Origin of the sequence: Streptomyces sp. NPDC002809 (genome assembly GCF_040295435.1) — a bacterium.
GTDB lineage: Bacteria > Actinomycetota > Actinomycetes > Streptomycetales > Streptomycetaceae > Streptomyces.
In genome coordinates, this window is the sequence record NZ_JBEOVJ010000084.1 from 1 (window position 1) to 25013 (window position 25013).

At 70.1% G+C, this 25013-nt stretch carries 23 protein-coding genes and 1 riboswitch; of the genes, 15 read left to right on the plus strand and 8 right to left on the minus strand.

Annotation, left to right across the window (positions count from 1 at the left end; genetic code table 11):
* Positions 1-4: 4 nt before the first annotated feature.
* Positions 5-148: a hypothetical protein gene (locus tag ABT025_RS32640; RefSeq protein ID WP_351002295.1), complete on the minus strand. Its 144-nt coding sequence runs from the start codon at positions 146-148 to the stop codon at positions 5-7.
* Positions 149-174: 26 nt separating this feature from the next.
* On the opposite strand from ABT025_RS32640, the gene ABT025_RS32645 reads away from it, so the two are divergent.
* Positions 175-1005: a S1 family peptidase gene (locus ABT025_RS32645; RefSeq protein ID WP_351002266.1), complete on the plus strand. Its 831-nt coding sequence runs from the start codon at positions 175-177 to the stop codon at positions 1003-1005.
* Between the two features lie 103 nt (positions 1006-1108).
* Here ABT025_RS32645 and ABT025_RS32650 read toward each other — a convergent pair whose 3' ends face one another.
* Entirely contained in the window at positions 1109-1342 is a 234-nt protein-coding gene (locus tag ABT025_RS32650) for a DUF7455 domain-containing protein (protein ID WP_024489001.1), read from the minus strand.
* A gap of 433 nt (positions 1343-1775) precedes the next feature.
* On the opposite strand from ABT025_RS32650, the gene ABT025_RS32655 reads away from it, so the two are divergent.
* From ABT025_RS32655 to ABT025_RS32680, 6 genes are all read left to right on the plus strand, one after another.
* The gene (locus ABT025_RS32655) at positions 1776-3896 is read left to right on the plus strand and encodes a DNA gyrase/topoisomerase IV subunit B (RefSeq protein WP_351002267.1); all 2121 of its coding nucleotides are present in this window, start codon (positions 1776-1778) and stop codon (positions 3894-3896) included.
* A 156-nt stretch (positions 3897-4052) separates the two neighbouring features.
* Positions 4053-4571, plus strand: a complete 519-nt coding sequence (locus tag ABT025_RS32660; protein ID WP_351002268.1) for a DUF1453 domain-containing protein — start codon at positions 4053-4055, stop codon at positions 4569-4571.
* Positions 4568-5731 (plus strand): sensor histidine kinase, encoded by a 1164-nt coding sequence (locus ABT025_RS32665; RefSeq protein ID WP_351002269.1) that lies wholly within the window; start codon positions 4568-4570, stop codon positions 5729-5731. The genes ABT025_RS32660 and ABT025_RS32665 overlap by 4 nt, the downstream gene beginning before the upstream one ends.
* The gene (locus ABT025_RS32670) at positions 5728-6405 is read left to right on the plus strand and encodes a response regulator (RefSeq protein ID WP_351002270.1); all 678 of its coding nucleotides are present in this window, start codon (positions 5728-5730) and stop codon (positions 6403-6405) included. Before ABT025_RS32665 ends, ABT025_RS32670 begins: the two co-directional genes overlap by 4 nt.
* A gap of 131 nt (positions 6406-6536) precedes the next feature.
* Positions 6537-6980 carry a DUF485 domain-containing protein gene (locus ABT025_RS32675; RefSeq protein ID WP_351002293.1) on the plus strand — a complete coding sequence of 148 codons (444 nt, stop codon included), beginning with the start codon at positions 6537-6539 and terminating at the stop codon, positions 6978-6980.
* A complete protein-coding gene (locus ABT025_RS32680; protein ID WP_351002271.1) occupies positions 6977-8569 on the plus strand; it encodes a monocarboxylic acid transporter in 1593 nt (530 codons plus the stop codon). The genes ABT025_RS32675 and ABT025_RS32680 overlap by 4 nt, the downstream gene beginning before the upstream one ends.
* 44 nt (positions 8570-8613) lie before the next feature.
* Here ABT025_RS32680 and ABT025_RS32685 read toward each other — a convergent pair whose 3' ends face one another.
* Positions 8614-8976 carry a DoxX family protein gene (locus ABT025_RS32685; protein ID WP_351002272.1) on the minus strand — a complete coding sequence of 121 codons (363 nt, stop codon included), beginning with the start codon at positions 8974-8976 and terminating at the stop codon, positions 8614-8616.
* Positions 8977-9083: 107 nt separating this feature from the next.
* On the opposite strand from ABT025_RS32685, the gene ABT025_RS32690 reads away from it, so the two are divergent.
* The gene (locus ABT025_RS32690) at positions 9084-9467 is read left to right on the plus strand and encodes a winged helix-turn-helix transcriptional regulator (protein WP_351002273.1); all 384 of its coding nucleotides are present in this window, start codon (positions 9084-9086) and stop codon (positions 9465-9467) included.
* A 54-nt stretch (positions 9468-9521) separates the two neighbouring features.
* On the opposite strand, the gene ABT025_RS32695 is transcribed toward ABT025_RS32690, so the two are convergent.
* Positions 9522-10202, minus strand: coding sequence for a response regulator (locus ABT025_RS32695; RefSeq protein ID WP_351002274.1), 681 nt, complete (start codon positions 10200-10202; stop codon positions 9522-9524).
* Entirely contained in the window at positions 10199-11845 is a 1647-nt protein-coding gene (locus tag ABT025_RS32700; protein WP_351002275.1) for an ATP-binding protein, read from the minus strand. Before ABT025_RS32700 ends, ABT025_RS32695 begins: the two co-directional genes overlap by 4 nt.
* A 97-nt stretch (positions 11846-11942) precedes the next feature.
* On the opposite strand from ABT025_RS32700, the gene ABT025_RS32705 reads away from it, so the two are divergent.
* A complete protein-coding gene (locus tag ABT025_RS32705; protein ID WP_351002276.1) occupies positions 11943-12962 on the plus strand; it encodes a LacI family DNA-binding transcriptional regulator in 1020 nt (339 codons plus the stop codon).
* A gap of 29 nt (positions 12963-12991) precedes the next feature.
* Here the strand turns inward: ABT025_RS32705 and ABT025_RS32710 are convergent, their stop codons facing one another.
* Positions 12992-14281 (minus strand): citrate/2-methylcitrate synthase, encoded by a 1290-nt coding sequence (locus tag ABT025_RS32710; RefSeq protein ID WP_351002277.1) that lies wholly within the window; start codon positions 14279-14281, stop codon positions 12992-12994.
* Between the two features lie 191 nt (positions 14282-14472).
* On the opposite strand from ABT025_RS32710, the gene ABT025_RS32715 reads away from it, so the two are divergent.
* Together ABT025_RS32715 and ABT025_RS32720 are read left to right on the plus strand one after the other, a co-directional pair.
* Positions 14473-15633, plus strand: coding sequence for a citrate/2-methylcitrate synthase (locus tag ABT025_RS32715; RefSeq protein WP_351002278.1), 1161 nt, complete (start codon positions 14473-14475; stop codon positions 15631-15633).
* Between the two features lie 20 nt (positions 15634-15653).
* Positions 15654-16757 carry a CobW family GTP-binding protein gene (locus ABT025_RS32720; protein WP_351002279.1) on the plus strand — a complete coding sequence of 368 codons (1104 nt, stop codon included), beginning with the start codon at positions 15654-15656 and terminating at the stop codon, positions 16755-16757.
* A 15-nt stretch (positions 16758-16772) separates the two neighbouring features.
* On the opposite strand, the gene ABT025_RS32725 is transcribed toward ABT025_RS32720, so the two are convergent.
* On the minus strand, positions 16773-19223 hold the full coding sequence (locus tag ABT025_RS32725; RefSeq protein ID WP_351002280.1) for a DNA gyrase/topoisomerase IV subunit A: 2451 nt from the start codon (positions 19221-19223) through the stop codon (positions 16773-16775).
* Between the two features lie 247 nt (positions 19224-19470).
* On the opposite strand from ABT025_RS32725, the gene ABT025_RS32730 reads away from it, so the two are divergent.
* From ABT025_RS32730 to ABT025_RS32745, 4 genes are all read left to right on the plus strand, one after another.
* Positions 19471-20844: a M16 family metallopeptidase gene (locus ABT025_RS32730; RefSeq protein WP_351002281.1), complete on the plus strand. Its 1374-nt coding sequence runs from the start codon at positions 19471-19473 to the stop codon at positions 20842-20844.
* A gap of 26 nt (positions 20845-20870) precedes the next feature.
* Complete coding sequence (locus ABT025_RS32735; RefSeq protein WP_351002294.1) at positions 20871-22253, plus strand: M16 family metallopeptidase; 1383 nt, start codon at positions 20871-20873, stop codon at positions 22251-22253.
* A gap of 215 nt (positions 22254-22468) precedes the next feature.
* A riboswitch (cyclic di-AMP (ydaO/yuaA leader) is annotated at positions 22469-22636 on the plus strand.
* A 13-nt stretch (positions 22637-22649) separates the two neighbouring features.
* Entirely contained in the window at positions 22650-23492 is an 843-nt protein-coding gene (locus tag ABT025_RS32740; protein ID WP_351002282.1) for a M23 family metallopeptidase, read from the plus strand.
* 217 nt (positions 23493-23709) lie between these two features.
* Entirely contained in the window at positions 23710-24417 is a 708-nt protein-coding gene (locus ABT025_RS32745) for a GntR family transcriptional regulator (protein ID WP_351002283.1), read from the plus strand.
* A 217-nt stretch (positions 24418-24634) separates the two neighbouring features.
* Here the strand turns inward: ABT025_RS32745 and ABT025_RS32750 are convergent, their stop codons facing one another.
* Positions 24635-24916: an HPr family phosphocarrier protein gene (locus ABT025_RS32750; RefSeq protein ID WP_266410823.1), complete on the minus strand. Its 282-nt coding sequence runs from the start codon at positions 24914-24916 to the stop codon at positions 24635-24637.
* Positions 24917-25013: the final 97 nt, after the last annotated feature.

Consider the following 25013-nt stretch of genomic DNA (forward strand, 5'->3'; position numbering starts at 1 on the left):
GTACCTAGTTGGCGTTGAGGAGCTTGAGCTCCGGGTGGGCCGTGCCGCCCTCGATCGCGGTGGACGAGATGTGCGAGACGACGCGCTCGTCGACCTCGGTTCTGTGCGGGTGCGGGCCGGCGTCCGCGGAATGACTCTGGGTAGGCATGGTCCATCACAGAGTCAGGAGTACGTATGTCCCGTACCGTCGTCCGCACCATGACCGGGGCGCTCGCCCTCACTGCCGCAACGGCAGTGATACCGCTGGTTTCCCCCGCCTCTGCAGTCGCGGACAGCATTGTCATCGGCGGCCAGCCCGCTCATGTCAAGGACAGCCCGTGGGTGGTGGCGCTCTCCAGCCGTGACCGGTTCGGAGGTACACGGGCCGGCCAGTTCTGCGGCGCAGTCGTGGTCGGGCCGAAGAAGGTGCTGACGGCCGCGCACTGCCTGACCCGGGAGGCGCTGGGGGTCGATGTCGCCCAGGTGCGTGATCTGGCGATCATCTCGGGGCGCGACGAGCTGAACGGCACCGGCGGCAAGGAGATCGCGGTGAGCGGGACGTGGGTCAACCCCGGGTTCGACGCCGCCACCAACAGCGGTGACGTCGCCGTGCTCACCCTCGCCGAGGCGCTGCCCGAACAGAGCGTGATCCCCATGGCGGAGGCCGGTGACTCCGCGTACACCTCCGGGACACCCGCAGTCGTCTACGGATGGGGCGATACGACCGGCAACGGCGACTACGCGACGTCGCTCCGCTCCGCGAAGGTGACCGTCCTGCCGGACAGCTCGTGCGAGCAGGCCTACCCCGGGGGCAGGAGCGGCACGTACGACGCCTCCGCGATGCTCTGCGCAGGCGAACCCGAGGGTGGCTACGACGCCTGCCAGGGGGACAGTGGAGGGCCTCTGGTGGCCCAGGGGAGGCTCGTCGGCCTCGTTTCCTGGGGGAACGGGTGCGGCCTCGCGGGCAGCCCGGGTGTCTACACGCGGATCTCCGCCGCCATCGAGTGGATGGACGGCGCCGCCTGACCGCCACCGCTCACGGGTACGAGAACGGGCGGCTCCCCTCGCGTGGGGAGCCGCCCGTCGGCCGGTGCGGGACCGGCCCCTGGCTCGTCGTGGATGCGAGGTGTCAGTGTTGTTCCTCTTCGGCGGCTTGGGCCTGCACGGCCGTCAGTCGGTCCGTCTCATCCTGTATTTCCGCGGCGATCTTCTTGAGTTCCGGCTCGAACTTGCGACCATGGTGGGCGCAGAAGAGCAGTTCACCGCCGCTGATCAGGACGACGCGCAGGTATGCCTGGGCGCCGCAACGGTCACAGCGGTCTGCTGCGGTCAGCGGGCTCGCGGGGGTCAGAACAGTAGTCACGTCGCCTCTTCTCTAGCTCGACGAGCTGTCGTACCAGGGTCAACATCCAACCAGGCCGAAAACGTTCCCGCTCGTGGCATTTCTTCGAAACTTCTTCTCAGGATGGCTGTCTGTTGCCGGTTCGCGGCGAATGTGCCGTATTGCGTGACGGTACGGTTTCGCGTTGCTTGTCTTGGTCGGTCCCGCCGGCTGGCTTGCCGGTTGTTCATGAGGACGTGCCCGGAGCCTAAATGGTTCATGCCTGGAAGGGAACGTGATGTGCACGTCACTCCAAGGAGGTATCGAACGCGTATGCGAGGCTGGACTAGTGTGAGGGCACTCCGAGGGTGGCGTTACACCCGCTCTACCAGGCCTCGGTACCCTCTCAGCGGCGACCGAAGCCGAGCCCGTTACCCACTGGGCCCCAAATGAAATTCAGCGAGGAGCGAACCGCGTGACCGCCGATACGTCCGTGCCGTCCACTGCGCTGCTGACCGGAGCAGACCAAGACGGTTCCAACTACACCGCGCGGCACCTGCTCGTACTCGAGGGGCTCGAAGCGGTTCGCAAGCGCCCCGGCATGTACATCGGGTCCACCGACAGCCGCGGCCTCATGCACTGCCTCTGGGAGATCATCGACAATTCCGTCGACGAGGCCCTCGGCGGGTACTGCGACCACATCGAGGTCATCCTTCACGACGACACCTCCGTCGAGGTCCGCGACAACGGCCGTGGCATCCCCGTCGACGCGGAGCCCAAGACCGGCCTGTCCGGTGTCGAGGTCGTGATGACCAAGCTGCATGCCGGAGGCAAGTTCGGCGGCGGGGCGTACGCAGCCTCCGGCGGTCTCCACGGCGTGGGCGCCTCCGTCGTGAACGCCCTCTCCGCCCGGCTCGACGTGGAGGTCGACCTCCACGGCGCGACCCACTCGATCAGCTTCCGCCGCGGCGTCCCCGGAATGTTCACCGAGCAGGGTCCGGACAGCCCCTTCGACCCGGCCAACGGGCTGCTCAAGGGCAAGCGGGTCCCGAAGACGCGTACCGGCACGAGGGTGCGGTACTGGGCCGACCGGCAGATCTTCCTCAAGGACGCCAAGCTCAATCTGGAAACGCTCCACCAGCGGGCCCGCCAGACGGCCTTTCTCGTCCCCGGCCTCACCATCGTCGTGCGCGACGAGCGCGGCCTGGACGGAGAGGGCAAGACGGAGGAGACCTTCCGCTTCGACGGCGGGATCAGCGAGTTCTGCGAGTACCTCGCCCAGGACAAGGCCGTCTGCGACGTCCTGCGCCTGACGGGGCAGGGCACGTTCAAGGAGACCGTGCCCGTACTCGACGACCGCGGCCACATGACGGCGACCGAGGTCACCCGGGAGCTGGTCGTCGACATCGCCATGCGCTGGGGCACCGGGTACGACACCAACCTGAAGTCCTTCGTCAACATCATCGCCACCCCCAAGGGCGGCACCCATGTGTCCGGTTTCGAACGCTCTGTGACCAAGACGGTCAACGAGGTTCTCCGTTCCGCGAAGATGCTGCGCGTTGCCGAGGACGACATCGTCAAGGATGACGCACTGGAGGGCCTCACCGCGGTCGTGACCGTACGACTGGCCGAGCCGCAGTTCGAGGGGCAGACCAAGGAGGTGCTGGGCACCTCGGCGGCCAACCGGATCGTCGCGAACGTCGTGGCCAAGGAGCTCAAGGCCTTCCTGACGTCGACCAAGCGGGACGCGAAGGCCCAGGCCAGGGCGGTCCTGGAGAAGGCGGTGGCGGCGGCCCGGACCCGGATCGCCGCCCGTCAGCACAAGGACGCGCAGCGTCGCAAGACGGCTCTGGAGACCTCCTCCCTCCCGGCGAAGCTCGCCGACTGCCGCAGTGACGACGTGGAGCGCAGCGAGCTGTTCATCGTGGAGGGCGACTCCGCGCTCGGCACCGCCAAGCTGGCACGGAACAGCGAGTTCCAGGCGCTGCTGCCGATCCGCGGCAAAATCCTCAACGTTCAGAAGGCATCCGTCTCCGACATGCTGAAGAACGCCGAGTGCGGGGCGATCATCCAGGTCATAGGAGCCGGGTCGGGCCGGACCTTCGACATCGACGCCGCCCGCTACGGAAAGATCGTGCTGCTGGTCGACGCCGACGTGGACGGTGCCCACATCCGCATCCTGCTGCTGACGCTCTTCCAGCGGTACATGCGGCCCATGGTCGAGGCGGGACGGGTCTTCGCCGCCGTGCCCCCGCTCCACCGGATCGAGCTCGTCCAGCCGAAGAAGGGGCAGGACAAGTACATCTACACGTATTCGGACAACGAGCTGCGCCAGCGGCTGCTGGAGCTCCAGCGGAAGAACGTCCGGTACAAGGACTCGATCCAGCGCTACAAGGGTCTGGGCGAGATGGACGCCGACCAGCTCGCGGAGACGACGATGGACCCGCGCCACCGCACACTGCGGCGGATCAACATCGGTGATCTGGAGTCGTCCGAGAAGGTCTTCGATCTGCTGATGGGCAACGAGGTGGCGCCGCGCAAGGAGTTCATCACCAGTTCGGCGGCCACGCTGGACCGTTCCCGCATCGACGTCTGACCCCGTCAAGCCGGGCATCGCGCCGGACCGAGCCGTTGTCTCCACCCACGGGTGGAGACAACGGCTCCACCCGTGGTCCACCCCTGAGCCGATCCGCTGAGCGGGCCGACTCCGTAGCGTCGAAGTGGCAGAACTTCCCGCAACTCGGAGGCGCCCATGCCCGGGCTCGTCAATGTCCTGGTGATCATCGCGGTCATCGCTCTCGTTGTCGCCCGCCAGTGCTCGGCGCGGCAGCTCTCGGGCGACCGCCGCTGGTGGGTTCTGCCGGGCGTGCTGCTCGTCATGGCTCTGCGCGAGCCCGGAATCGTGGATCCACGTCACGAGACGCTGTCGGTCGTCGTCCTGGGCGCCGAACTGGCCGTGGGACTGGTCACCGGCGCCGGCTGGGCGTGGACCACCCGACTCTGGCGCGCGGAGGACGGGACTCTGTGGAGCAAGGGCACCAGGGCGACCGTCTACGTCTGGACCGGAGGTCTGATACTGCGAGCGGCCCTCTACGGGCTTGCCGCGGCACTGGGCATACATCAGGGCACCCCCGCCCTGATGATGGCTCTCGCGGCCACTCTGCTGGTGCGCAGCGGCGTGCTGGCCCGGCGGGCCGCGGAGATACCTCAGCCGTACCGCGGTCCTGCCGAAGGCCTGTCGTTCCGGCCGGTCCGGAAGGACCGCGTGTGACACCCGATGTCTGGACGAGCTGGCCGTCGAGGGAAGCCCTCTCACGGGAGACTCGCACCAGGTCACGGAGAGTGATCGGGTGGTCGGTGCGGGCCGGGCTGCTCACTCTGATGCTCTGGGGAACCTTCACGGGCGGCCTGTTCGGCCCGTGGGAGATCGTGGTCGGCCTGGCCGGGGTGGCGGGATGCGCGGCGATTGCCGTGGCTTTCTTCCGGACCAGTCTGGAGAACCGGCTGTGGCCCTCGCTCGGCCTGCTGTTCCTGCTGATGCTCGCGGCGTTCGGGGCGCAGCAGGCCGGGGCCGATGTGCCGGCGGCGGTTCTCTGGTGCGGCTGCGCCGTCACGGCCCTGGAACGGCTGCCCCTCTCGGCCGGTGTCCCGGCCACGGCCGTGGCGCTCGGCGCGTACGCCGCAGTGGGCACCGACGACTGGAAGACCACGGCGATGACGACGGCCGGGCTCTGCCTCGCGGGGTATGTGCTGCGCCTGGACGCCGAGGCGCGTGGAAGTGCGCAGCGGCTCCTTGCCCAGGAGCGGGCGGCCCGGGTGGCGGAGGCCGAAACGGCTGCCCTGGACGAACGGTCCAGGATCGCCCGGGAGATCCACGACGTGCTCGCGCACAGCCTGTCCGCGCAGTTGGTGCACCTGGAGGCGGCGCGGCTGCTGATCGAGAGGGAGCCTGCGGGGGAGTTCCGGGACCAGGTCCTGCAGAGGGTGGTCGGGGCTCGTTCCATGGCCCGTGAGGGACTTGCGGAGACCCGGCAGGCGCTCTCCGCCCTGCGTGGCGAGGTGTCGCCCGTGGAGGATTTCCTGCGACAGCTGGTCGCGGCCGAGCCGGCGGAGGTAAGGGTGGAGGGGGAGAGGCGGGTGCTGACCGCCGAGGCCTCGCAGACGGTCCGGCGCGTGGCGCAGGAGGCGCTGACCAATGTGCGCAAGCATGCGCCGGGGGCCGGCGTGCTGATCAGGCTGGAGTACCAACCGGACGCAATCGTTCTGGACGTCAGCGATTCGGGTGGAGACGGTGCAGGGGGAGAGCTCGCTGTCAGTGGATCCGGCTACGGTCTGCTGGGGATGAGGGAGCGTGCCGAGCTGCTGGGCGGCAGCCTGGAGGCCGGTCCCGGCGAGGAGGGGTTCGTGGTGAGGCTGCGGGTTCCCGCGTGACCGCGCGGGTGGTGGTCGCCGACGACCAGTCGGTGGTGCGTGAGGGAATCGTGATGCTGCTGGGGCTGCTGCCCGGGATCGAGGTGGTCGGATCGGCGAAGGACGGCGAGGAGGCCGTCGCTCTTGTGGCCGAGCACGCCCCGGACGTCGTCCTGATGGACCTGAGGATGCCCCGCTGCGACGGGGTGGAGGCAACGCGCCGTATCCGCGCGGATTTCCCCGGCACGCAGGTCGTGGTGCTGACGACCTTCGACGACGACGATTCGCTCTTTCCCGCGCTCCGGGCGGGGGCCCGGGGCTACTTGACGAAGGACGCCGGCGGCGACGAGATCGTCAGGGCCATCCAGGCCGTGCTCTCGGGCGAGGCAGGGCTCTCGCCCGCCATTCAGCGTCGTCTGCTGGAGCAGGTCACCGCGGGACCGCTGCAGCGGGCAGGGAGCAGTGGCCCGGAGCCGCCCGACGGGATGACTCCCCGTGAGGCCGAGGTGCTCGTCCTGATCGCCGAAGGGATGTCCAATGCGGAGATCGCTCGCAGACTCCACATCTCGCAGGCCACAGTGAAGAGTCACATCAACAACCTGTTCGCCAAGGCGGGGCTCCGCGACCGGGCCCAGGCGGTGCGCTACGCGTATGTTCGAGGGATCGCACAGCCGCCCGGGACATCCTTCACCTGAAGAGGTGAAGTCCGGCGAATGAAGTGCCCGGGATCTTCCCGATCTGCCCATTCTTGAGTACGCGGCCGAAGTGGTCCGTGGACAAGGGGAGTTGTTCGGTGGAGAAGGAAGCAGGGCGCGAGGCCGCAGGGATGCGGCTCGACGACCCGTGGTACGACGCACTGGCCTCCGGATGGGGGGAGCTGGACGGCACGGGAAGCTTCGCGCCCGCCGCGGTGCCCGGCCCCGCCGCACCCCGGAGTGGCCAGAGCGCGGCGGAGATCTATCTGGAGGTGCAGCGCAGCGAGGCCTTCCAGGAGGTGCGCCGGCGGTACCGGCGGTTCGTCGTCCCTGCCACCGTCGCCTTCCTCGTCTGGTATCTCGCCTATGTCGTCACGGCGGTCACCGCACCCGGTCTGATGGCCCGTCCGGTGGCCGGGGCCGTCAACGTCGCCATGGTCGTGGGACTGGGACAGTTCCTCACCACGTTCCTGCTCACCGGGGCGTACGCGCGGCATGCGCGGCTGCGCAGGGACCGGGCCGCGCTCGATCTGCGCTGGGACACCCAGGAGATGACGCGGGGGATCGGGCGTTGAGCGGGAACCACCAGACCCTGGCGCTCCTGCTGTTCAGCGCCTTCATCGCCGTCACGCTGGGCATCACGACCTGGGTGAGCCGCAACCGCCAGGGCTCGGCGGAGGAGTTCTACGCGGGCGGCCGGCTGTTCTCACCCATGGAGAACGGTTTCGCCATCGCCGGCGACTACATGTCGGCCGCGTCGTTCCTCGGAATCTCCGGAGTGATCGCCCTCTACGGCTACGACGGCATGCTCTACTCGGTCGGCTTCCTGGTCGCCTGGCTCGTCGTCCTGCTCCTGGTGGCGGAACTCGTACGCAACTGCGGGCGGTTCACCCTCGCCGACGTGGTGGCGGCGCGCATGGCGGAGCGCCCGGTCCGGATCGCTGCCGGAACCTCCTCCGTCACCGTCTCCGTGCTCTACCTGGTGGCACAGATGGTGGGGGCGGGCAGCCTTGTCGCCCTGCTCCTCGGCGGGACCAGCGGCGCCGCGCGGTCCTGGACCGTCATCGGCGTCGGGGCGCTCATGGTGGTCTACGTGTCGCTCGGCGGAATGCGCGCCACCACCTGGATCCAGATCGTCAAGGCGGTCCTGCTGATGGCGGGCACCGTGGTTCTGACGGTCCTGGTCCTGGTCCACTTCCATGGCAACATCAACGAGTTGCTCAACTCCGCCGCCGACCGCAGCGCGTACGGCAAGGAGTTCCTCTCGCCCGGGCTGCGCTACGGCGGGAGCTGGACGGCACGTGTCGACTTCATCAGCCTGGGGCTGGCACTGGTGCTCGGCACAGCGGGCCTTCCGCACATTCTGTCGCGCTTCTACACCGTGCCCACGGCCCGTGCGGCCCGCCGGTCGGTCGTCTGGTCCATCGGCCTCATCGGCAGCTTCTACCTGATGACGATCGTGCTCGGTTTCGGCGCGGCGGCGCTGGTCGGCTCGGCCGAGGTGCGGGAGTCGAATCCCGCCGGGAACACAGCCGTTCCGCTGCTCGCCCTGGTTCTCGGCGGCGGCGAGGGCTCGACGGGGGGAACGATTCTGTTCGCCGTCGTCGCGGCGGTGGCCTTCGCGACCATCCTCGCCGTCGTCGCCGGTATCACCCTGGCTTCGTCCGCGTCCGTCGCCCACGATCTCTATGCCACGCTCAGAAGGCAGGGCTCCCGGCAGTACAGCGAAGTCGCCGTGGCCCGGGTTGCCGCGGCCGGGATCGGGGTGGCCGCCATCGGGCTGGGGCTGCTCGCCCAGGACCTGAACGTGGCATTCCTGGTGGGGCTGGCCTTCGCGGTCGCCGCATCGGCGAACCTGCCGGTACTGCTCTTCTCACTGTTCTGGCGGAAGTTCACCACGCGCGGGGCGGTCTGGGCGGTCTACGGCGGCCTGATTCCAGCGGTCCTGCTGGTTCTGCTCTCCCCGGTCGTCTCGGGCAGTCCCACCGCCCTGTTCCCCGGAGTGGACTTCCAGCTCTTTCCGCTGGAGAACCCCGGTCTTGTCTCCATTCCGCTGGGCTTTCTGGCCGGCTGGATCGGCACGGTGACCTCGGCCGAGCCGCCGGACGAGGCCAAGCACGCGGAGACCGAGGTGCGTGCGCTGACCGGAGCCGGCGCGGTGTGACCCGGACCGGGACTGAGCGGCGTCCGGCGGCGTCTCACCAGGCTTCACCAGGTCGTGGCCAGCCATGCCGTCACTGCGGCGAGCGTGATGAGAGCGGCGTTCAGACCGGTGTCCCCGACCTCGTTCCGGGACAGGTGCAGGGCAGCTGCCAGCACCTGGAGCACGAGCAGGCCCAGTGCTGCCACGATCGCAAGGACGGGCGCGATCCCCGTGAGCGGGGGCAGCACCAGACCGGCAGCGCCAAGGATCTCGACGACGCCGACGACCCGGACCAGCCACATCGGGACCGTGTCCACCCAGCCCATCATGGGTGCCAGCTGCTCCCGGCTCTGTGCGGCCTTCTTGCCACCCGCGTACAGGTAGAAGGCCGCCAGGAGCCCGGCGACGATCCAGTAGGCGATCTCCATGTTCGTGTCCTCCGTCTTGGTGACGACTTGTAAGCAGGCACATAGTCGGTGACTATCGGAACGCTTACAAAAGGCACACGGGTGTGCCTTGCGAACAGGGGACGCCGATGTCGAAGTACCGCCACAGCTGCCTCATCCGTGGCGACGGAGGCCGGGCGATCCGCGGCATCCTCGACCGTATCGGCGACAAGTGGACCCTGCTGGTGGTGGCCACGCTCGACGGCGAACGCATGCGCTTCACCGAGCTCCAGCAACGCATCCCCGGGATCTCGCAGCGGATGCTCACCCGCACGGTCCGGCACCTGGAGCGCGACGGCCTGCTGTCCCGCACGGTGTTTCCCGAGGTTCCGCCCCGGGTCGAGTACGAACTCACCCCGAGGGGACGCACCCTGATCGAGCCTGCTGTGAAGCTGGCCGAGTGGGCCGTCGACAACAACCCCGGCATCGAGCGGAGCCGGACAACCTACGACTCGGAGCATCTCCGGACGTAGTGCCTGGGCGTAGTGCCCGGCGTAAAGCGTGGACGCAGAGCCCGGACGTCGCGGTCATCGACCGCCGGGGGTCCACGCGTAGCGGTGCTCGGGGCGCCCCGTCTCGCCGTACCTCAGGGTCAGCTGGACGCGCCCGGACCGTTCCAGCAGCTTCAGATAGCGCTGGGCCGTCTGCCGGCTCATCCCGGCGCTCTCGGCGATCTCCTGGGCGGAGAGCGGGCCGTCGGCGCCGCGTAGCGCCTTGCGGACGAGTTCGGCCGTCGTGGTCGAGTGGCCCTTGGGCAGATCGGGCTCGCTCGCTGTCCACAAGGCGCCGAAGAGCCGGTCCACCTCGCCCTGCTCGGCCTCGCCGCCGCTCTCCAGGGTGCGGCGCAGTGCGGCGTAGGCCTCCAGCTTGGTCCGCAGCCCCGCGTACGTGAACGGCTTGACCAGGTACTGGAGGGCGCCCTGACGCATGGCCTCCTGGACCGTGGCGATGTCGCGCGCCGCCGTCACCATGATCACGTCGGTGCGATGGCCGCGCCCGCGCAACTCCCGCACCACGGCAAGACCACTGCGGTCGGGCATGTAGTGGTCCAGCAGGATCAGGTCCACGTGGCCCTCCTCGACCGCAGCGATCGCGTCGGCGGCGCAGTGGGCCTCAGCGGCCACCCGGAAGCCGGGCACCTTCGAGACGTAGGCCGCGTTGATCCGTGCGACACGGACGTCGTCATCGACGACCAGGACCTCGATCACAGCGCCGCTCCCGCCTTGTCCGATTCCGCTTCGGCCATGGCGTCCGGGAGTACGACGGTGAATTCCGCCCCGCCCTCGTCCATCGTGTCCACCACCACGCTCCCGCCCTGCCGCTCGGCCAGCCGCCGCACGAGTGCGAGTCCGAGGCCCCGCTTGCCGTGCGCCGGAAGTTCCTTGGTCGACCAGCCCTCCGTGAAGATCGATTCATGCTGCCCCGGCGGGACCCCGGGGCCGCTGTCGCGGACCCGCAGCACCACCGTACGGCCCTCGGCCCGCAGGCCCACCTCGATCAGGGCGCCCTCCGATCCGGCGGCCGCGTCCAGTGCGTTGTCGACCAGGTTGCCGACGATGGTCACGAGCCCGCGCGGATCGACGAGCCGGTCCGGAAGCAGGGTCCCGGGCGCCATCTGGAGGGCTGCACCGCGTTCTGCGGCGACCGTGGCCTTGCCGACCAGCAGCGCGGCGAGCAGCGGGTCGCGGACCTTCTCGGTGATCTGTTCCGCGGTGGCCCGGTGGACGCCGACGACCTCGGTGACGAACTCCCTCGCGTCCTCGTGCAGCTCCAGCTCCAGCAGCCCGAGGAGCGTGTGCAGCCGGTTGGCGTGCTCGTGGTCCTGGGCGCGCAGGGCGTCGATCAGTCCCCGGGTGGAGTCGAGCTCCCGGCCCAGGTGTTCGAGCTCGGTGCGGTCGCGGAGGGTGACGACGGCTCCTCCGTCGGCCGTCGGCATCCGGTTGGCGAGCAGCACCCGGCTGCCGCGCACGGTCAGCAGGTCCTCACCCGCCACCTCGCCGGCCAGCACATCGGCGGTCCTCCCGGTACCGAACACCTCGGCCAGCGGACGGCCCGACACCTCGGGCCCGACCCCGAGCAGCCGCTGCGCCTCGTCGTTCAGCAGCCGGATGCGGCCGCCGCCATCGAGCGCGACCACTCCCTCCCTGATGCTGTGCAGCATCGCCTCGCGCTCCGTCAGCAGCGCGGCGATATCGGAGAACGCCAGGTCGTGGGTCTGCCGCTGCAGGCGCCGGGAGATCAGGTAGGCGGCAAGTGCTCCCACGGCGAGCGCTCCGCCCGCGTAGGCGAACAGGCCGGGAATCGCGGCGAGGAGCCGGGCACGGACGCTGTCGTACGCGATGCCGACGGAGACCGCACCGGCGATGTTCCCCGTTCCGTCGCGCAACGGCACCTTGCCGCGGGCCGAGCGTCCGAGCGTGCCGCTGTCGATCTCCATCACGTCCCGGCCCGCGAGCGCCCTGCCGGGGTCGGTGGAGACGACCCGCCCGATCCGGGCAGGGTCGGGATGCGACCAGCGCACCCCGTGGCGGTCCATCACGACGACGTACTCGGCGCCCGTGGCACGCCGGATCCGCTCCGCGGCGCTCTGGACTGGGCCCCGGGGCGCCGGGTCCGTGGTGAGCAGCGCCTCGGCGATCTGCGGCTGGGCGGCCGTGCTCTGTGCGATGGACAGAGCCCGGCGCATCGCCTGGTCGTCGAGTTGGGCGCTGAGGGGTGCCAGAAAGAGGCCGGTGGCGAGTACGGTGACGCCGGTGGCGATGGCCAGCTGCATCAGCAGCACCTGCGAGAAGACGCGCTGGGGCCAGCCGAGTCGGCGCGGCCTCCTGGCCGTGGGCGGTGGGGCGCTCATCGTAGAGACGGTAGAGGGCATTCCGGCGCTTTCCGAAATTCGTCTCGTTTCCAGATCCACGCAATCGGCTTGCGCTTCTTGCGCTAATCTTGCGCACATGACGCGACGACTTGCTCAGGTGGCACAGAAGGTTGGAGTCAGCGAGGCCACGGTCAGCCGGGTACTCAACGGCAAGCCGGGCGTCTCCGACGCCACGCGGCAGGCCGTCCTGTCCGCGCTGGACGTCCTTGGCTACGAGCGCCCGACCCAGCTGCGCGGCGAGCGGGCCAGGCTGGTCGGGCTGGTCCTGCCCGAGCTTCAGAACCCGATCTTCCCCGCCTTCGCCGAGGTGGTCGGGGGTGCGCTCGCGCAGCAGGGCCTGACCCCGGTCCTGTGCACCCAGACCAAGGGCGGGGTCTCCGAGGCGGACTACGTCGAGCTGCTTCTGCAGCAGCAGGTCTCGGGCGTGGTCTTCGCGGGCGGTCTCTATGCCCAGGCCGACGCCCCGCACGATCACTACAAGGTGCTGGCCGACCGTAAGATCCCTGTCGTCCTGATCAACGCGGCCATCGCCCACCTCGGCTTCCCCTGCGTCTCCTGCGACGACTCCGTGGCCGTCGAGCAGGCCTGGCGCCACCTGGTCTCGCTCGGCCACGAGCGCATCGGTCTGGTGCTCGGCCCCTCGGACCACATGCCGTCGCAGCGCAAGCTTGCCGCCGCCCGGGTGCTCGCCGAGGCATCCGGCACCACCATCCCGGACGAGTGGGTGGCCAGGGCGATGTTCTCCCTGGAGGGCGGGCAGGCGGCCGCCGCGCGACTGCTGGAGGAGGGTGTCACCGGCTTCATCTGTGCCAGTGACCCGCTCGCCCTGGGTGCGGTCCGGGCGGCACGCCGCCGAGGTCTCTCGGTCCCCGCGGACGTCTCGGTCGTCGGGTACGACGACTCGGCGTTCATGAACTGCACCGAGCCGCCGCTCACCACTGTCCGTCAGCCGATCGAGGCCATGGGACGGGCCGCCGTCGAGTTGCTCTCCGTGCAGATCGGAGGCCGTGCGGTGCCGTCCGACGAGCTGCTCTTCGAGCCCGAGCTGGTGGTGCGGGGTTCGACGGCCCAGCCCCCGCGCGGCGCTTCCCGCTGACCGTCGCTAATTTGCGCTGTGGGAATCGGCTATTGCGAAACGGCGGTGGGTAGCGGCTGGGGCGGCTGAGGGCCGGTGTACTGCCCGCTGGGACGCATCCGCAGCGGGCGCTCCCCGTACTCCTCCAGCGCGTGCGCGATCCAGCCTGCCGTGCGGGAGATCGCGAACACCGTCTCTCCCGCCTCCACGGCCATGCCCGAGGAGACGGAGAGCACGGCGAGCGCCAGATCGACATTGGCGTGCAGCGGGGTGTGGCGAGCGGTCGTGGCGACGACGTCACGGGCGGCAGCCAGGGCGGGCGCGGCCTGCGGGATCTCGGCGAGCAGCTCGAAGAGGGTGCGCGCCCGGGGGTCCTCGCCGGTGTAGAGCCGGTGGCCGAGTCCAGGCACCCGGCGTCCGGTACGCAGATGGTCCGCGACCACCGGAGCTGCCCCGCCCCGTTCCAGGACCTCGGTCAGCATGCGGTGCGCCAGCCCGCTCGCGGCGCCGTGCAGAGGGCCTTCCAGTACCCCGAGCCCTGCCGAGACCACGGCGTAGGGATGGGCGCGGGCGGAGGCGGCGACCCGTGCGGCCAGGGTGGAGGCGGCCAGATCGTGGTCGATCAGCAGCCCCAGCGCGGTGTCCAGTACGGTCAGTGACGCCTCGTCGGCCGGGCGGCCGGTCAGTTTCGGCCACAGTTGACGTGCCAGGCGGGGAGGCGCCGTCCCGCCCGTCGCCTCCCCGATGTCCTCCGTGACCGCCGGAAGTGCGGCGGCCAAGGTAGGGATCAGGCTCCGGGCGCCACCGAGCACCGCCTCGCGCGACAGGTCGAAACGCAGGGGGTCGGCCGCCGCGGCCGCGACCACCGCCACCCGCAGCCGGTCCGTCGAGCCGCAGTGCGGCGGCAGCGCGCCGACCGCCCTTCGGGCCGCTGTGAGTGCCTCGGCCGGGGCTGTGAAGCGGACGCCGGGTCGCAGCTCCCCGGTCCAGAGCCACTCCGCGACCTCCTCGTACGTATGGCGCCGGGCCAGTTCTGTGGCGTCGACGCCGCGGAAGAAGTACCGGTCGCTCCCGATGAGTGTGACGCCCGTGGGGAAGGACAGCGTGCCGGCCGGGGCGGCTGGCTCCCTGCGTCCCGTGCGCCGGACCAGGGCGTCGACCTCCGCAGCGTCGAACGTGCTTCCCCGCCCGCCCGGTGCGCGGTTGCTGCTGAGCTGGCCCCGGCTCACGTATGCGTACACCGTCTCGGGCTTCACGCCCAGGCGTTCGGCCGTCTCGCGTGTGGTGAGCCGCTGCGCCAGTGGCTCTTCGAGGCCGGCCTCGCCTGCTTGATCCGTCATGCTGCCCACCGTATCCATATTGATTCAATCAACATTGACATAACTCAAGTCAAGCATGGACAGTTGAATCAATGTCAATGCGCGCGTCAATGTCAATGCGCGCGTCAATGTCAATGCGCACGTCAACGGCAACGCGCACGTTGACGCCCACGTGCGCGTCAACAGCAACGGGAAAGTCCATGGAGGAAGCAATGACGACCACCACCGTCGACACACCGCTCGACGTCCCCCGCGGCCTGGCGGGTGTCGTCGTCACGGATACCGCCCTCGGCGACGTCCGGGGCCGCGAGGGCTTCTACCACTACCGGCAGTACTCGGCGATCGAACTGGCGCAGACCCGGAGTTTCGAGGACGTCTGGTACCTGATGACGGAGGGCGAACTGCCCGGCCCGGCTGCCCGCGCCGACTTCGCCGCCCGTACCGCCGGGCTGCGCCGGCTGCCCGCCGAGGTCCGCGACGCCCTGCCCGCCATAGCCCGCGCGGGCGCAGCAGCCGGTCCGCTCGCGGGGCTGCGCACGGCGCTCTCCCTGCTCGGCGCCTCGGCCGGCTTCCGGCCGGTGTACGACATCGGTGCGGAGCGGCGCCGCGGCGACGCCCTGGCCGCGTGCGCCGCCGTTCCCACGGTGCTGACCGCCCTGTACCGGCTCGGCCTGGGGCTCGAACCGGTCGAGCCGCGCGACGACCTGCCGTACGCGGCCAACTACCTCTACATGCTGACCGGCTCAGTCCCCGACGCCGACCGGGTCAGGGCCGTCGAGCAGTACTTGATCTCCACCGTCGACCACGGCTTCAACGCCTCGACCTTCACCGGCCGCGTCGTCGCCTCCACCGGAGCGGACATCGCCGCCTGCCTGGTGGCCGCCGTCGGCGCACTCTCCGGGCCGCTGCACGGCGGCGCCCCCAGCCGCGCCCTCGACACCCTGGACGCCATCGGCACCCCCCACCGCATCGACGGCTGGATCCGCGAGCGGGTGCTCGCCGGCGACCGGATCATGGGCTTCGGGCACCCCGTCTACCGCACCGAGGACCCGCGTTCGCGCATGCTGCGGTCCATCGCCCAGGGCTTCGGCGGCCCACTCGTGGACTTCGCAGTCGAGGTGGAACGGCAGGTCGAGGCGATCCTCGCCGAGCTCAAGCCGGGGCGCGAACTGCACACGAACGTGGAGTTCTACGCCGGAGTGGTCATGGAGCTGTGCGGGCTGCCGCGCGAGATGTTCACCCCGACCTTCTGCGCGGCGCGGGTCGTCGGCTGGAGCGCCAATATCCTGGAGCAGGCGGAGGACTCGAAGATCATTCGCCCGGCGGCCCGGTACGTCGGTCCGCCCCCGCCCCAGCCGGTCCCGGCCGTGTGACACCGCAGGAAGGCCCCCCGTTGAACGCGTCGCCCCCGCCCCGCATCCGGCAGATCCCCGTCATCGTCCTCGCGGGATTCCTCGGATCCGGCAAGACGACGCTGCTCAACCACCTCCTGCGCCATCGCGCGGGAAACCGCATCGGTGTGATCGTCAACGACTTCGGTTCGATCGAGATCGACGCCATGACCGTCTCCGGGCAGGTCGGCTCGACGGTCTCGCTGGGCGGCGGCTGTCTGTGCTGCGCGGTCGACGCGAGTGAGCTGGACACCTACCTGGAGACCCTGACCCGGCCCGCCGCGCGCCTCGACGTGATCGTCATCGAGGCGAGCGGGCTCGCCGAACCCCAGGAACTCGTACGGATGCTCCTCGCCAGCGACAACCCGCACATCGTGTACGGGGGACTGGTCGAGGTGGTGGATGCCGCCGAGTTCGCCGCCACCCGGGAACGCCACCCGGAGATCGACCGCCATCTCGCCGTGGCCGACCTGGTCGTCCTGAACAAGACGGACCGGGCCACCGAGGAGGAGCGGGCGCGCATCCGGGAGGCTGTGGCGGCGACCGGCAGCACGGCGGCCGTCATCCCCGCCACGTACGGACGCATCGATCCGGAGCTCCTCTTCGACCCGGCGCTGCGGCCCGACGGCGAGGAGAAGGCCCGTCAGCTCACGTTCGAGGACCTGTACCTGGAGGAACGGGCACGGGAGACCGGCGAGGAGCACGGGGAGCATCTGCACACGGCGTACGAGAGCGTCGACTTCACCTCCGACGCGCCGATGGACCCCCGCCGGCTGATGGAGTTCCTCGACTCCCGGCCCGAGGGCCTCTACCGGATCAAGGGTCACGTCGACTTCGGCGCGGGCGATGCCGACAACGCGTACGCGGTGCACGCCGTCGGCCGGTTCCTGCGGTTCGTCCCCAGGCCCTGGACGCGCGGGGAGCCGCGGCTGACCCGGCTCGTCCTGATCGGTTCCGGCGTGGACGCTTCGGCCCTGCGCAAGGAGCTCGAGGGCTGTCGCGCACCGGCGGGGACGGGGCGGGAAACGCCGCAGGACGCCGCACACGAGCGATCCATGTGGGGCGTCCTGCGGTACGTGCAACAGCCCGGCGACGACGACACGTAGCGCCGGGCCTGCGGCCTACACGGGGCCGGCGATCACCGCGACCGGGCTCTCCAGAGGTGTCCCCGAACCGTCACGCCGCGGATCGGGCTCGGGCAGCGTGGCCGGTGTGCCGTTCTTCTGCGCGGCCCTGGCCGGCGTCTCGCCCGCCCAGGCGAACACCAGCACGTCCTCGCCCTTCAGGAACCGCTGGCAGCGCACCCCGCCGGTGGCGCGGCCCTTGCGCGGATACTGGTCGAACGGTGTGAGCTTGCACGTCAGCACCGAATCGTCCAGCGTGCCGTGCGAACCGGCGACCGTGAACACCATGGCGTCCACCGCCGGATCCACCGCGGCGAACGAGAGCACCTCCGTCCCCGCGGTGAGCTTGACGCCCGCCATGCCGCCGGCCGGACGCCCCTGAGGGCGTACCTGCGCCGCCGGGTAGCGCAGCAACTGCGCGTCCGAGGTGATGAAGACCAGGTCCTCCTCGCCGGTGCGCAGCTCCGCCGCACCGACGATCCGGTCACCGTCCTTGAGGGTGATGACCTCCAGCTCCTCCTTGTTGGCGGGATAGTCGGGCACCACGCGCTTCACGACGCCCTGCAGGGTGCCGATCGCCAGCCCCGGTGAGGACTCGTCGAGCGTGGTGAGGCAGACGACCTCCTCGTCCGCCTCCAGCGTGAGGAACTCACCGACCATGGCCCCGCCCGACAGGTTGGGTGCCGCATGGGTGTCCGGCAACTGCGGCAGATCGATCACCGCGAGCCGCAACAGCCGCCCGGTGGACGTCACCACGCCGACATCGCCGCGGGCCGTGGCCGGCACCGCCGACACGATCACGTCGTGCTTGGCCCGCTTGGCGTCCTCGGCGAAGACGATCGGGTCGTCGTTGGCCGTACGTGCCAGCAGACCGGTCGAGGACAGCAGCACCCGGCACGGGTCGTCCGCCACCTCCAGCGGCACCGAGGCGACCTGCGAACCGGCCGACTCCAGCAGCACCGTGCGCCGGTCGGTGCCGAACTTCTTCGCGACCAGGGCCAGTTCCGTGGAGACGAGCTTGCGCAGCTCGGCGTCCGACTCGAGGATCGCGGTCAGCTCGGCGATCTCGGCGTTGAGCCGGTCGCGCTCGCTCTCCAGCTCGATCCGGTCGAACCGGGTCAGCCGGCGCAGCGGGGTGTCCAGGATGTACTGGGTCTGGATCTCGCTCAGCGAGAAGTGCTCGATGAGCCGCTCCTTGGCCTGCGCCGAGTTGTCGCTGGAGCGGATGAGGCGGATGACCTCGTCGATGTCGATCAGCGCGACGAGGAGGCCCTCGACCAGGTGGAGCCGGTTGCGACGCTTGGTCCGGCGGAACTCGCTGCGCCGGCGCACCACGTCGAAGCGGTGGTCGAGGTAGACCTCCAGGAGTTCCTTGAGGCCCAGCGTGAGCGGCTGTCCGTCGACCAGCGCCACGTTGTTGATGCCGAAGGACTCCTCCATCGGCGTCAGCTTGTAGAGCTGCTCCAGCACGGCCTCGGGGACGAAGCCGTTCTTGATCTCGATGACCAGACGCAGCCCGTGCGAGCGGTCGGTGAGGTCCTTGACGTCGGCGATGCCCTGCAGCTTCTTCGCCGAGACCAGGTCCTTGATCTTGGCGATCACCTTCTCCGGGCCGACGGTGAAGGGCAGTTCGGTGACGACCAGGCCCTTGCGGCGCGGTGTGACGTTCTCCACGGCGACCGTGGAACGGATCTTGAACGAGCCGCGGCCGGCCGTGTAGGCGTCCTTGATGCCGCCCAGGCCCACGATCCGGCCGCCGGTCGGCAGGTCGGGACCGGGGACGAACCGCATCAGGGTCTCCAGGTCCGCACCCGGATGCTTGATGAGGTGGCGGGCGGCGGCGATGACCTCGCCCAGGTTGTGCGGCGGCATGTTGGTCGCCATGCCGACCGCGATCCCGGTCGTGCCGTTGACCAGGAGGTTCGGATAGGCGGCCGGGAGGACGACCGGTTCCTGCTCCTGGCCGTCGTAGTTCGACTGGAAGGCGACGGTTTCCTCGTCGATCGACTCCGTCATCAGTGACGTCGCGTCGGCCATCCGGCATTCGGTGTACCGCATGGCGGCCGGCGGGTCGTCGTTGCCGAGCGAGCCGAAGTTCCCGTGCCCGTCGACGAGGGGCAGCCGCATGGAGAACGGCTGCGCCATCCGCACCAGCGCGTCGTAGATCGACGCGTCTCCGTGCGGGTGCAACTTACCCATGACCTCGCCGACCACGCGGGCGCACTTCACGAAGCCGCGTTCCGGGCGCAGGCCCATCTCGTTCATCTGGTAGACGATGCGGCGGTGCACCGGCTTCAGGCCGTCACGGGCGTCGGGCAGGGCCCGTGAGTAGATCACCGAGTACGCGTACTCGAGGAAGGAGCCCTGCATTTCGTCGACGACGTCGATGTCGAGGATCTTCTCCTCGAAGTCGACCGGCGGCGGGGTCTTCGTGCTGCGGCGGGCCATCGCTGCTGCGACTCCTTCACGGATTCTGTTCGGGCAACCTCAGGTTCTGACGCGCACCATTGTGGACCGCCCCACTGACAACCCGGACCTCGACCCGTCCCAAAGGGCGTTCTCCACCCGTCCCGAGGCGGTCGGGACGCTCTTTCCCGCGAACTTTCGCGGCACGGGAACTTCGCCAGGTGTCGGTGCGCTTGCTTACAGTGGCAGGTCTCGCACCAATTCCAGTATCGCGATCGAAGGGACGTACATGCCCATGGGTCACACGGCCACAGCCCAGGCCGGCTCCGGCGGCTTGACAGCGACCGAGCACCGTCTGGCCAACGGCCTGCGCGTGGTGCTCTCCGAGGACCATCTGACCCCGGTCGCCGCGGTGTGCCTCTGGTACGACGTCGGTTCGCGCCACGAGGTCAAGGGACGCACCGGCCTGGCTCACCTCTTCGAGCACCTGATGTTCCAGGGCTCCGGCCAGGTCAAGGGGAACGGACACTTCGAGCTGGTCCAGGGCGCCGGCGGCTCCCTCAACGGGACGACCAGCTTCGAGCGGACCAACTACTTCGAGACGATGCCGACGCACCAGCTGGAGCTGGCCCTGTGGCTCGAGGCCGACCGGATGGGCTCGCTGCTCGCCGCGCTCGACGAGGAGTCCATGGAGAACCAGCGCGACGTCGTCAAGAACGAGCGCCGCCAGCGCTACGACAACGTCCCGTACGGCACCGCGTTCGAGAAGCTGACCGCGCTCGCCTACCCCGAGGGTCACCCGTACCACCACACCCCGATCGGCTCGATGGCCGACCTGGACGCCGCGACACTGGAAGACGCGCAGACCTTCTTCCGTACGTACTACGCGCCGAACAACGCCGTGCTCTCCGTCGTCGGTGACATCGACCCCGAGCAGACGCTCGCCTGGATCGAGAAGTACTTCGGCACCATCCCCTCTCACGACGGCAAGCAGCCGCCGCGCGACGGCGCGCTGCCCGAGGTCATCGGCGAGGAGATCCGCGAGGAGATCCGCGAGGAGGTCCCGGCGCGTGCGCTGATGGCCGCCTTCCGGCTGCCGCACGACGGCACCCGCGAGTGCGACGCCGCGGACCTCGCTCTGACGGTGCTGGGCGGCGGCGAGTCGTCCCGGCTGCACAACCGTCTGGTCCGCCGCGACCGGACGGCCGTCGCGGCCGGATTCGGGCTGCTGCGGCTCGCGGGCGCACCCTCGCTCGGCTGGCTGGACGTCAAGACGTCCGGTGGCGTCGAGGTGCCGCAGATCGAGAGCGCGGTCGACGAGGAGCTGGCCCGGTTCGCCGAGGAGGGCCCCACGCCGGAGGAAATGGAGCGGGCCCAGGCCCAGTTGGAGCGTGAGTGGCTGGACCGTCTCGGCACGGTCGCGGGCCGCGCCGATGAACTGTGCCGGTTCGCCGTGCTGTTCGGCGACCCGCAGCTCGCCCTGACCGCCGTGCACCGGGTGCTCGATGTCACCGCGGAGGAGGTCAAGGCTGCCGCCAGGGCCCAGCTGCGGCCCGACAACCGGGCGGTGCTGGTCTACGAGCCGCTCGAGCCCGCCGAGGCCGCCGAAGAGGCGGATGCCGCCGACACCGACACCGACGCGCACGAAGGAGCGGACAAGTGACCGACGCTGCCGCGACTGGAGTTTCGATGGAGTACCACCCGCAGCCCGCCCCCGGCGTGGCCAGGCCCTGGGCCTTCCCCGCGCCCGAGCGCGGCTCCCTGCCCAACGGCCTCACCGTGCTGCGCTGCCACCGTCCCGGCCAGCAGGTCGTGGCGGTCGAGATCTTCCTCGACGCCCCGTTGGACGCCGAGCCCGAGGGGCTGGACGGGGTCGCCACGATCATGGCGCGCGCCCTGTCCGAGGGGACCGACAAGCGCAGCGCCGAGGAGTTCGCCGCCGAGCTGGAGCGGTGCGGCGCCACGCTCGACGCCCACGCCGACCACCCCGGTGTCCGGGTCTCCCTGGAGGTTCCGGCCTCCCGGCTGGCCAAGGCGCTCGGCCTGGTCTCCGAGGCCCTGCGGGCGCCCGCCTTCGCCGACAGCGAGATCGAGCGGCTGGTGGGCAACCGGCTGGACGAGATCCCGCACGAGCAGGCCAACCCCGCCCGGCGCGCCGCCAAGCAGCTCTCGAAGGAGCTCTTCCCGGCCACGGCCCGCATGTCTCGTCCCCGCCAGGGCACCGAAGAGACCGTGGCACGGATCGACTCCGCCGCCGTGCGTGCCTTCTACGACGCCCACGTCCGCCCGTCGACCGCGACCGTCGTGGTCGTCGGCGACCTCACGGGCATCGACCTGGACGCCCTGCTCGCCGACACCGTCGGCGACTGGTCGGGCAACACCGCAGAGCCACGCCCCGTCCCGCCGATCACCGCCGACGACGCGGGCCGTGTGGTGATCGTGGACCGCCCCGGCGCGGTGCAGACGCAGCTGCTGATCGGCCGCATCGGCGCCGACCGGCACGACAGCGTCTGGCCGGCGCAGGTGCTCGGCACGTACTGCCTGGGAGGCACGCTCACCTCCCGGCTCGACCGGGTGCTGCGCGAGGAGAAGGGCTACACCTACGGAGTGCGGGCCTTCGCCCAGGTGCTGCGCTCCTCGGCCCCGGACTCCGCCTCCGGGGCGACGGGTGCCGCGATGCTCGCCATCAGCGGTTCCGTGGACACGGAGTCCACCGGCCCGGCGCTGGAGGACCTGTGGACGGTCCTGCGGACCCTGGCCGCCGAAGGACTGACGGACGCAGAGCGCGAGACGGCCGTGCAGAACCTCGTGGGTGTGGCCCCGCTCAAGTTCGAGACGGCGGCCTCGGTCGCGGGCACCCTCGCCGACCAGGTCGAGCAGCACCTTCCGGACGACTACCAGGCGCACCTGTACGCGCGCCTCGCGGAGACCGGCACGGTCGAGGCGACCGCGGCCGTGGTCAACGCCTTCCCGCAGGACCGGCTGGTCACGGTTCTGGTCGGTGACGCGGCGCAGATCGCCGAGCCCGTCCGGGCGCTCGGCATCGGCGAGGTATCGGTCGTGACCGGCTGATCGACCGGCTACTTCACTCGATACCGGGGCAAACGGAAGGCCCTGGCGGAGATCACTCCGTCAGGGCCTTCCGTTTTGTCCGCTTTGTTGGAGAGGTTGCCTGTCTGCCCTGTGGGATGCGCTACAAAACGCCCTGTCCGTTTGGTGTGGGGAAGTACCCCCGCTTAGCGTCGGCTCGGCTGTCCGTCACCCGTATGCCGCATCCGCGACCTACCGGGCAGTCATCGCCGAGTCCCCGTCAGGCGCGAGCCTGGGGAGCCGGGGACCCATGCAGTCCCTGGGGTGAATCGGATGCCTGAGCCTCGTACGAGGCCGGGGGATCCGTAGGAGACCTTCCTGCTCCGAACCCGTCAGCTAACCCGGTAGGCGAGAAGGAAGGAAAGGACCAGCCACTTCATGGCGTTCACCCGTGCCACCGGGAAGCATCGTGCCCCGGGCCGTCTGACGCGCACCGGCGCGAAGGCCGTCGGCATCGCGACTCTGGCCACCAGCGGCGTCATCGGCGGACTGGCCTCCCCGGCCCTCGCCGCGGACACCGAGACCCCCGCCGTCAGCGAGACCGGCCTCACCCAGGTCATCGCCATCGAGAACGTCCTCGCCGACCGGATCGAAGCACAGGCGGACGCACAGCAGCACCAGGCCGACGTCGCGGAGAAGAAGGCCGAGGCCGAGGCGGCCAGGAAGAAGGCCGCGGCGAAGAAGAAGGCGGAGCTCAAGGCGAAGGCGAAGGTGAAGGCCGAGGCGGCCGCGAAGGCGAAGGCCGCCGCCCGAGCCGAGGAGGCCCGCGAGAGCGCGTCCCGCGCCGCCCGTTCCGCCGAGCGCGCCAGGCTCGGCTCCTTCCAGCTCCCCGTCGCCGGTTCGTACGTGAGCACCGGCTACAAGTCCAGCGGCTCGCTCTGGTCCTCCGGCAGTCACTCCGGCATCGACTTCCACGCCGCGTCCGGCAGCTCCGTCGTCGCCGTAGGCGCCGGCACGGTCGTCGAGGCGGGCTGGGGCGGCGCGTACGGCAACAACATCGTGCTGCGGATGACGGACGGCACGTACACCCAGTACGGCCACCTCTCCTCGATCGGTGTGTCCGTCGGCCAGAGTGTCGGCGGCGGGCAGCAGATCGGTCTCTCCGGCTCCACCGGCAACTCGACCGGCCCGCACCTCCACTTCGAGGCCCGGACCACGCCCTCGTACGGCTCCGACATGGACCCGGTCGCCTACCTGCGCGCCCACGGCGTCAACCTCTGACCGGTCCCAGGACACGGCGAAGGCCCCGGCATCACGCCGGGGCCTTCGCCGTGTCGGCTGCCGCACCGGGTCCGCACCGGTCGTTCCCGAACGGCCGGTGACCAAAAGATATTCATGAATTTCCACCCGCCGTCGGAAATGCGACCGCATTGCAATAGAGTCGCAGGACAGGCGTCGATCGGCCGCGTTTCGCGGGGATTAAGGCGGAGGTTCGGACATGCGCATTCCGGCGCATTCGGTATGCACGGCAATCCGCGAAGACATCGTCTCGGGTGTCTTCGAACGCGGCAGCCGACTCACCGAGGAGGTACTCGCGCGCCGCTACGGGGTCTCCCGGGTCCCGGTGCGGGAAGCGCTGCGCACCCTGGAGTCCGAGGGGTTCGTGGTCACCCGCAGGCACGCCGGAGCCTGCGTCGCCGAGCCCACCGAGCAGGAGGCCGCCGACCTCCTGGAGGTCAGGATGCTCCTGGAGCCGCTCGGTGCGGCCCGGGCCGCCCACCGTCGCACGGACGCGCACCTCAAGGTGCTGCGCGGCCTGGTCAGGCTCGGTCAGGAGCGGGCCCGCAGGGGGGAGGGCGACGATCTGCGCTCCCTGGGCGGCTGGTTCCACGAGACACTCGCGCAGGCCTCCGGCAGTCCCGGCCTGATCGCGATGCTCACCCAGCTCCGGCACAAGACCGCCTGGATGTACGTGGTCGAGCATCCGGCCCGCCCGGCCGATTCGTGGGCCGAGCACGGAGCGATCGTGGACGCCGTGGCGCGCGGTGACGCGGAGAGGGCGAGGTCCCTGGCCGCCCAGCATGCCGAGCGGGCCACCACCGCGTACCGGCTGCGCCGCCCCGGCCGGCCCGATGCTGCCACGGTCCGCCCCGCCCGGGTGAGGACCTCGCAACATTCCGTAAACACGCCGAGCGGACGGCATTAACAATTGCGCCGTATACAAAGAATGGGCATTCCGCAGGGCTCTATTCGTGCTGCCCGAATTTCCTTCGGCGGAAGCGGCTTTCCGGGCGCACCCCTATCCCGGGCAGAGGTTGTGCGTGTTGTGGAGTGAAGGCCTTCATGAAAACGAAAGAGCCGCGGCTCCCGGTGAAGGGTGCCGCGGCTCTCCCGCGGGAACGCCTGTTGTCGTGACCCGGGGATCAGACGGTCTCCGGAAGCTCGTCGAGCCCCTCGGCGACCAGCTTGGACAGGCGGTCCAGGGCGGCTTCGGCGTTGTCGGCGTCGGACGCGAGGACGATCTCCTCGCCGCCCTGTGCGCCGAGCCCGAGCACGGCGAGCATGGAGGCCGCGTTCACCGGGTTGCCATCGGCCTTGGCGATGGTCACGGGGATGCCGGAAGCCGTGGCGGCACGGACGAAGATGGAAGCGGGGCGGGCGTGCAGGCCCTCGGCCCAACCGACGTTGACGCGGCGCTCAGCCATGGTTCTGCCCTTCACGAATCAATGGTTGTCTAGACCAGTCTCTCATGCAGTGCGCGGTGCTCCAGCCGACCCGCGGGCCGTTCCCGGCCCGCGCCGA